This window comes from Streptomyces noursei (assembly GCF_001646665.1).
Lineage (GTDB): Bacteria > Actinomycetota > Actinomycetes > Streptomycetales > Streptomycetaceae > Streptomyces > Streptomyces lavendulocolor.
In genome coordinates, this window is sequence record NZ_LWBU01000141.1 from 91,835 (window position 1) to 99,737 (window position 7,903).

Below are 7,903 nucleotides of genomic sequence, written 5' to 3' on the forward strand. Positions count from 1 at the left end.
CGCCGCCCGCCGCGCGCACCGCCGCACGGGGTCAGTGCTCGCAGAGGGAGAACTCCCGCTCGTACAGCTGCTCGTTGTGCTCGTCGATGAAGAACTTGCGCTCCCGCATGAGTTCTTCGCGGTACGCCTTGGCCTGCGCCGTCGTCATGGTGGAGGTGTCGGACCACGGCTGCTGCGGTGGCACGTCGGAGGTCGAGACGATCGTCGTCGACGGGTCGACCAGGAAGAACGCGAGGATCTTGCGGTGTCCCGGCCGGGTGGGGTCCGCGAGGCGGAACGGGCCGACGCGGTGCTGGAGGACGTTCGGGAACGCCAGGCAGCGCCCCGCCGGCGTCGACGCCGATCCGAACACCTGGTTCAGTGCGTCCTCGTCCTCCAGGCCGTAGACCTCGCGCAGCCCGTTGTCGTCGTTCTGCTCGTAGTCGGGGTCGTCGAGTGCCGCCCGGAAACCCAGCCGGCTCTCGGTGATGTTCTCGCTGTCCCAGTAGTGGATGCCGGTCGAGACGATCCGCTCGTTCAGCATCCCCTCGACGTGCCAGGAACCGCCCGGGTACTCGGGCTGGTCCGGTGTGAGGTGCACGGTGGCGAGCTTGACGATCACCTGGAGACGGCGGCCGCGGAGGTCGACCCGGGCGGACGCGTCGGGCGGCTCGGGCGGAGTGAAGGCAGGGGCGTCCGGGACGACCGGGCGGCGGTTCTCCCACCAGTCGTCCTGGGCCAGCTCCCAGGCGCGCAGGGCTTCCGCGTAGGCCGCGTCGTCACCGTAGGAGGACTTGTCCGGGTACTCCGGTTCCGAGTCGTACCAGCCGTAGGGGTCGGCCTCGATCCGCAGGGGCCGGGGATGCCGCAGGTCGGTGAGCACGTTCTCCAGCAGCGGGAGCATGCGCGCGAACAGGTCGGGCAGGAGGGCGGCCAGTTCGCGGTGGGCCTCGGGGTGGACGTTGTTGATGTACGAGCGGAAGGCGACCCCACCGTCGTCGTGGACGTCGACGTCCGTGGGCAGCCACTGGAACCTCTCCGAGAACTCGTACTTCTCGCAGCGGTCCGTCGGGTTCCGCCATGCCCGCTCGGGTGCGCCGCTCACCTCCCTCACCAGGCAGAACAGTGAGGGATGGACCAGGTCGAGCACCTGTCCGCCGGATCCGGGATGCCAGTCCCGCTCCTCTTCGGGGACCTCTTCCAGGACCCGGACCGCCTCGCGCAGCCGGGCCCTGAGCGCGTCGTCGATCAGGGTGTCCGACTGCCACACCCCGTCGACGGCGGACACCTCGATGCCGGTCCGTGCGTCCCGCAGGGCGGCGTAGTGGGCGAGTTCGGCGAGCACGTACCGCACCTGGGCCTCGGTGAGGCCCTGGGCGATCGCTTCCCGCGTCCAGGTGGCGACGATGCCGGCGTCGTGCATCTTGTCGAACCAGTCCGGCTTGGCCCGGATGTGCGCGCTGCACTGCATCATCTGGAGCTCGCGCAGTGTGCGGGGCGTCGCGAACGTCGTGTGACGGGACGTGTGGAAGGGCAGCGGGAAGGCGGGCAGGCCGGTCAAGTCTCGTGGTCCCTACAGTCGGTGTGCGGTGGCGGGAAGGATAGCCGAGCGGACCGACACCGCAGCCGCGCGCCCACTGCGGCCGCACACCGCCCCCGCCCCCGCCCCCACATCGGCCCCGGCCGGCGACCCCGCCCCTGATCCCGCGGGGACCCGTGGCGGTCGCTCCCGGACCCGGCAGGCCGGGCTCGCGCGGGCGCCGGCCCTCACGTTCCAGCCCGTACCGGTCGAGGACCGGCTCGCCGAGGTTCGGATGCCGGTCGGGACCGGTTCGGGGTACTTGCAGCAGGGAGCCCCGCCCGGCCGATGAGATCCGGGCTCCGGTGCGGTCATGACACACAGCCGCCACGCGAGAAGGGATGCTCACCTACCCCGTGGTCGTCGTCGGCCAGGGCACGCGGCTGTTCCCCCACACCGGCCCGGACGCAGCGCTTGACCTGATCGACTCGCGATCCACCGCCACAGGGGTGACGATCCAGGTCTACCGGCCCACCGGCCGCCCGCAGTACGCGACGACCCCGCCGACCGCGCGCACGTGACGCACTCCCGCACCCGTACTCCCGCCGTCGGTCGTGCCCCCGCCGAGTCGCTGTTCACGGTCCGTACACCAGGTGCGTACCCCCGCCGGCCTCGATCAGCCAGGACAAGGAACCGCTGCCGAAGGGCCAGCCGGTGGTCACCACCTGCACCCAGCCGCCATGCGGTTCGTCCACTCCCGCGTCCCACCACCACCAGCTGCGGTCCTCTCCGGCCCCCTCCTCGGTCGGGTCGAAGCAGTGCAGCCAGTCCGAGAGCATCCACGGCCCCCGGCAGGCAGCCGCCTTCTGCTGCCGCGTCATCGCCCGCCACCGGCGCAACCACGCCTCGGCGTCGAACGGCCCGGCGGTTTCCGGCTCAGGATGCTCGGGCGCGCACCGCTGGACGAACCAGGCCGGCAACAGCCGCGGCCAGTGCTCGAACGCCGGCCAGTCCCCCCTCTGCGTGACCACGCACGTCAGCACCTCACGCACATTCTCGATGACCCGGGCCGGATCCTCGGAAGCGAAGCGGACGCGGACCAGAAACGGACGCTGCTGATCGTGGTCGGGTCCCGGACCGGTCCGCAGGCGCTGCAGCTCGCCCGTTTCGGTGTCCACGGTGAAGGAGTATGCACCGGCACCGGCCTCGCGGTATCTCGATTTACCGCCGGGCCCGTCGCCATCGCGCCCCTCAGGGCCGGACAGCTGCTTGCCGCCGGAAGTGGGCGGCCCGGGCATGGGCGGGTCTCGCGCCTCCCGCTCCACGAGCGGCGCGCCCACGCGCTTCTCGCAGCGCCGCGCCCGCGGCGCCGCAGAGCGGGTAGCCGGTAGACGCCGGCACCCGGCACCCGGCACCCGGCACGCAGGCGCGGCTTTGCCGCGGTGCGGCGACCCACACCGCCTCGAAGAGGCTCCACCAGCCCCGGAGTGAAGCGCTGGCGGCCTTGGGAGCGATTGAGCCGGGGCCTCAAGGGCGCCTGGGGCCTGTGAGATCCTTCGCTCATGAGCACACCGCCTGATGGACTGCCCGTCTACCGGGTCCTGACCGGGCCGGACGATGCCGCGTTCTGCCACCGTGTGAGCGAAGCGTTGAGCCTCGGCTACGAGTTGCACCAAGGCCCCGCCGTCACCTTCAACGGGGAGAACGTCATCGTCGCCCAGGCGCTGGTCTGGCCGGCGCAGTCGTAGGGACCGTGAGGACCGCGGTGACCATGGTCGGCCCGTGACGGAGGAAGAGCCGCACGGGCTGGGCGAGTTGTGATGCTCGCCTGGGTGGCCTGTACGGCCTGTTCCCATCCGCCCTGCCGGTCGGTCTTCGTGGACCGGTCGCTGGTCATGCCGGTGCACCTGTGGCTCGGGCTCGTGACTTCGCCGTGCCCGACCGCCCCGGCATCCGGCTCCGCACGCCGGTTCGCGTACGCGGGGTCCGGAGGCGTCCGCCTGCGGATTCGACAGCACCGAGCACATCGCCGAGCAGTTGGCAAAGGCCGGTTTCGGATGTCTCCGAAACCGGCCCTCACCTGCGACTCGTTCGAGTCGGGACGACAGGATTTGAACCTGCGACCCCTTGACCCCCAGTCAAGTGCGCTACCAAGCTGCGCCACGTCCCGATGCGCGTGTTCCTCGGCCGGAGCCGGGGTCGGCGCGCAGGAAAAGATTACCTCACTCCGGGGCGGGGTCCGTGTCGCGGGCCAGGTGGGCGTGGCCGGAGCGGGCGCGGGCTCGGGTGGTGAGGGCGCCAGCGCCACGGGCCCGTACCTGTCCGTACGGGGACGGGGAGGAGGTCCTCCTGGTGGCGGACGGCGCGCGGACGTGCCCCGGTCGGCGGGCATGGCCGGGACGGCATCCGCCGGCCGGGTGACAATCGGGGTGTGGACAGGACACGGAGGGACCGGGACGAAGAGGGGCGGGCGCGCAGCGCGCGCCCCAGGGACGGGCTGGGGCGACCCCTGCCGTACGGCGAGACGGGGGTGGAGCGGCAGCCCGAAGGGGTGGTCCGGACGCCGGACGAGACCGTGCGGGAGGCTCAGCGTCTGCTGGACGCCGGGATGCCCTTCCACGCCCACGAGGTCCTGGAGGACGCCTGGAAGTCGGGTCCCGAGGAGGAGCGGGAGCTGTGGCGGGGGCTGGCGCAGCTGGCGGTGGGGCTGACGCACGGCGCCCGCGGCAACTCGGCGGGCGGCGCGCGCCTGCTGCTGCGGGGCGCGGACCGGATCGGGGCGTTCACCCACCGTCCGTACGGGATCGACGTGGAGGGCCTGGGGGCGTGGGCGCGGTCGCTGGCCGCGCGGCTGGGCGGTCCGGTGGACCCGGCGGCGGAGGCGCCGAGGCTGCGGGATTGAGGGCTGGGGGGCTGAGGGGGCGGGCATTGTGGCGGGGCTGCGGGCCCGGGCCTTCCCCGGGACCCGGCCCCCGGCCCGCGGCGGGGCGGCGGGGCCGGGGGCCTGGCGGTGGCGGCCCGGGCCGGGCCCCGTCGGGGCGGTCCGTCATCCGGTCTCCACCAGGCCGATGGCAGGCTGCCCGGTGCCCGGCTCGACCGTGTCGAAGATCCGGTTGGCAGGGCGCCGCAGGCCGTAATGGTCGCGCAGGGTGGTGCCGGTGTACTCGGTGCGGAACAGGCCCCGCTCCTGGAGGAGGGGGACGACCTCGTCGACGAACCGCTCCAGGCCGGAGGGCAGCACCGCGGGCATGATGTTGAACCCGTCTGCGGCGCCGCTGTCGTACCAGTGCTCGATGGTGTCGGCGACCTGCTCGGCCGTTCCCGCGAAGGTGCGGTGCCCCCGGCCGCCGCCGAGGCGCCCGATGAGTTGTCGTACGGTCAGGCGCTCGCGACGGGCCAGTTCGACGATGAGCGTGAAGCGGCTCTTGGCACCCTCGATCTCGTCCTCCGCGGGAAGGGCGTCGGGCAGCTCCCGGTCGAGGCGGAGGTCGTCGGGGTCCAGGTGCAGTTGCCGGGCGAGCTGGCGCTTGGCGTACTCGGGCGAGATGAGCCGGTCGAGCTCCGCGTCCAGCTCGCGGGCCTCGGCCTCGGTGTCGCCGATGACCGGCACGATGCCGGGGAGGATCTTGATGCCGTCGGGGTCCCGACCGAGGGAGAGGGCCCGTCGCTTGACGTCCTTGTAGAACGCGACGCCGTCGTCGAGCGTCTGCTGGGCGGTGAAGACGGCCTCGGCGTAGCGTGCCGCGAAGTCCTTGCCGTCCTCGCTCGACCCGGCCTGGACGAGCAGCGGGTACGCCTGGGGCGAGCGCGCCACGTTGAGCGGCCCGTCCACCCGGAAGAAGGTGCCGCGGTGGTCGATGCGGCGCACGCGGTCCGCGAGGGCGTGGACACCGCGCTCCTTGTCGGCGATCACGGCGTCGTCGGCCCAGCTGTCCCACAGCTTGGTGGCCACCTCGACGAACTCGGCGGCGCGCCGGTAGCGGTCGTGGTGCAGCGGGGTGTCGTCGAGGCCGAAGTTGCGGGCCGCGTCCGCCCCGGCGGTGGTGACGATGTTCCAGCCGGCCCGGCCGCCCGAGACGTGGTCGAGCGAGGAGAACCTCCTGGCCAGGTTGAACGGCTCGTTGTAGCTGGTGGAGGCGGTGGCGATGAGCCCGATCCGGCTGGTGACGGCGGCGAGCGCGGTCAGCAGGACGGTCGGCTCCAGCTTGCCGGCGGGACGCCGGCCCGGGTCGCCGAACAGCACGGGGCTGTCGGCGAGGAAGACCGAGTCCAGCAGTCCGCGTTCGGCGATGCGCGCGAGGTTCTGGTAGTGCCCGACGTCGGTACCGCCGCCGGCGGGGCTCTCCGGGAGCCGCCAGGCGGCCTCGTGGTGCCCGACCGACATGAGGAACGCGTTGAGGTGCAGGGGTTTGCGGTCAGTCCTGCCGGTCATGGGGACTCTCCTTCTGGGGGGGTGGGGACGGCGGGGACGGCGGGGACGGCGGAGGCCGGGGCGGCGGGGGCCGTCACTCCCAGGGCGGTGAGCAGGGTCTCCCGGTACTCCTGGAATCCGGGGTCCCGGGGAGCCCTGGGGGTGGGCAGGTCGACGGTGAGGTCGAGGAGGACGCGGCCCTCGTCGAGGACGAGCACGCGGTCGGCCAGTTCGACCGCCTCGTCCACGTCATGGGTGACCAGCAGCACGGCCGGCCTGTGGCGCTCGTACAGCTCACGCAGCAGCCCGTGCATCCTTATCCTGGTCAGCGCGTCGAGGGCACCGAACGGCTCGTCGGCCAGCAGGAGTTGCGGGTCGCGCACCAGGGCGCGGGCGAGGGCGGCACGCTGCTGCTCACCCCCGGACAGCTCGTGCGGCCACGAGCGGTCACGGCCCGCGAGGCCGACCTCGGCGAGGGCGGTGCGGCCGCGTTCGCGGGCCCGGGGGCCGCGCAGTCCGAGCACCACGTTGTCCAGCACCCGGAGCCACGGCAGCAGGCGGGAGTCCTGGAACGACAGCGACACCCGGTCGGGCACGGTGATGTCGCCCGAACCGACGACGTCGTGATCGAGTCCGGCGACCGCGCGCAGCAGGGTCGACTTGCCGGAGCCGCTGCGCCCGAGCAGCGCGGTGAACTCGCCGGGGGCGAGGTCGAGATCGACGTCCTTCAGTACCGTCCGGTCGCCGAAGCGGCGGACCAGCCGCCGGATGCGTACGGCGGGAGGCGCGTCGGCGCGGACGGCCGGGGGGACGGGTGCGGTCAGCCCGCCAGGGTGCGGCGCCATGACAGGGCCCTCCTTTCGACGGCGCGTACGAGGGCGTCCGAGGCGAAGCCGAAGGTGCCGTACGCCACCAGCCCCACGATGATCACGTCGGACTGGGCGTACTGCTGGGCCTGGAACATCATGTAACCGATGCCGCTGGTGGCGTTGATCTGTTCGACGACGATCAGTCCCAGCCACGACGACGTGACGCCGAGCCGCAGCCCGACGAAGAAGCCGGGCAGCGAGCCGGGGACGACCACCGAACGCAGGAACCGCCACCTGCCGAGCCGCAGGACCTCGGCGAGTTCGACATGGCGGTGGTCGATACCGGTGAGGGAGGCGTGCGTGTTGATGTACACGCTCACGGCGACACCGAGCGCGATGACGGTGACCTTCATCTCCTCGCCGATGCCGAGCCAGAGGATGAGCAGCGGCAGCATGGCGAGGGAGGGGATGGCGCGCTTGATCTGGAGAGGGCCGTCGACGAGGTACTCGCCGGTGCGGCTCGTGCCCGCGGCCACGGCGAGCGTGACGCCCGCGGCCACACCGAACAGCAGCCCCAGGCCGGCGCGTTGGAGGGAGATGAGCACGTTGCCCTGGAGGCGGCCGTCGGCCACGAGGTCGAACGCCGTGGTGGCGACGGTGCCGGGTCCCGACAGGATCCGCGGATCGAGCAGTCCGCCGGCGGACGCGGCCCACCACGCGGTGACGAGCAGCGCGGGGCCGAGCAGCCGGCCGAAGGGCACCGGGCGGGCCGGGCCGAGGCGCCCCCGGCGGGTCCCGGCCCGCCGCACGGGTGGGGCCTCGGGCCCGGACGGGGCCGCGGCCTTCGGACGGGTGTGCGGGCCGGAGTCGGGGGTGGGGGTGGGGTCGGGGATGTGGCCGGGGTCGGGGGTGGGGTCGGAGTCGGCGTCGGAGCCGTGTCGGGGGCTGGGGCCCGGGACAGGCGGGCGGTCGGCGCCGGGGCCTGGACCGGTGGCCCGCTCAGGGCCCAGCTTCCCAACGGGCCCGGGGGCGAGTGCGGCCGGGCCTCCCTCGCCGGGGCGGGTGCCGGCCACGGTCGCGGGGGGGGCGGGCCCGGGGAGGGGCGCGGCGGGGGGGGCGGGGGCGGGGGGGGCGGCGGGGGGGGGCGGGGGGGCAGGGCCCTTGGGCCGGGGCGGCCGCCGCGCG

At 73.5% G+C, this 7,903-nt stretch carries 8 protein-coding genes and 1 tRNA gene; 3 read left to right on the forward strand and 6 right to left on the reverse strand.

The genetic code is table 11. The annotated features are described in order from the left end of the window. Positions 1-31 precede the first annotated feature (31 nt). A complete protein-coding gene (locus A4V12_RS12030; protein ID WP_064069293.1) occupies positions 32-1,540 on the reverse strand; it encodes a DUF4246 domain-containing protein in 1,509 nt (502 codons plus the stop codon). A 359-nt stretch (positions 1,541-1,899) separates the two neighbouring features. Here A4V12_RS12030 and A4V12_RS12035 point away from each other — a divergent pair, with 359 nt between their 5' ends. Then, entirely contained in the window at positions 1,900-2,079 is a 180-nt protein-coding gene (locus A4V12_RS12035) for a hypothetical protein (protein WP_064069294.1), read from the forward strand. Positions 2,080-2,133: 54 nt separating this feature from the next. On the opposite strand, the gene A4V12_RS12040 is transcribed toward A4V12_RS12035, so the two are convergent. Beyond that, positions 2,134-2,676, reverse strand: a complete 543-nt coding sequence (locus A4V12_RS12040; protein WP_064069295.1) for a hypothetical protein — start codon at positions 2,674-2,676, stop codon at positions 2,134-2,136. Between the two features lie 384 nt (positions 2,677-3,060). On the opposite strand from A4V12_RS12040, the gene A4V12_RS12045 reads away from it, so the two are divergent. After that, positions 3,061-3,246 carry a DUF1737 domain-containing protein gene (locus tag A4V12_RS12045; RefSeq protein WP_064069296.1) on the forward strand — a complete coding sequence of 62 codons (186 nt, stop codon included), beginning with the start codon at positions 3,061-3,063 and terminating at the stop codon, positions 3,244-3,246. Between the two features lie 348 nt (positions 3,247-3,594). On the opposite strand, the gene A4V12_RS12050 is transcribed toward A4V12_RS12045, so the two are convergent. Further along, positions 3,595-3,668 (reverse strand) — tRNA-Pro (locus A4V12_RS12050). Positions 3,669-3,929: 261 nt separating this feature from the next. Between A4V12_RS12050 and A4V12_RS12055 the strand changes: the two genes are divergently transcribed. Continuing rightward, positions 3,930-4,400, forward strand: coding sequence for a DUF309 domain-containing protein (locus A4V12_RS12055; RefSeq protein WP_064069297.1), 471 nt, complete (start codon positions 3,930-3,932; stop codon positions 4,398-4,400). Positions 4,401-4,544: 144 nt separating this feature from the next. Here A4V12_RS12055 and A4V12_RS12060 read toward each other — a convergent pair whose 3' ends face one another. The 3 genes from A4V12_RS12060 to A4V12_RS12070 are packed head-to-tail and all read right to left on the reverse strand — an operon-like array spanning position 4,545 to position 7,611. Beyond that, positions 4,545-5,930 carry an LLM class flavin-dependent oxidoreductase gene (locus A4V12_RS12060; RefSeq protein ID WP_064069298.1) on the reverse strand — a complete coding sequence of 462 codons (1,386 nt, stop codon included), beginning with the start codon at positions 5,928-5,930 and terminating at the stop codon, positions 4,545-4,547. Beyond that, entirely contained in the window at positions 5,927-6,754 is an 828-nt protein-coding gene (locus tag A4V12_RS12065) for an ABC transporter ATP-binding protein (protein ID WP_064069299.1), read from the reverse strand. Before A4V12_RS12065 ends, A4V12_RS12060 begins: the two co-directional genes overlap by 4 nt. Further along, on the reverse strand, positions 6,730-7,611 hold the full coding sequence (locus A4V12_RS12070) for an ABC transporter permease (protein WP_064069307.1): 882 nt from the start codon (positions 7,609-7,611) through the stop codon (positions 6,730-6,732). The genes A4V12_RS12065 and A4V12_RS12070 overlap by 25 nt, the downstream gene beginning before the upstream one ends. Between the last annotated feature and the right edge of the window lie 292 nt (positions 7,612-7,903).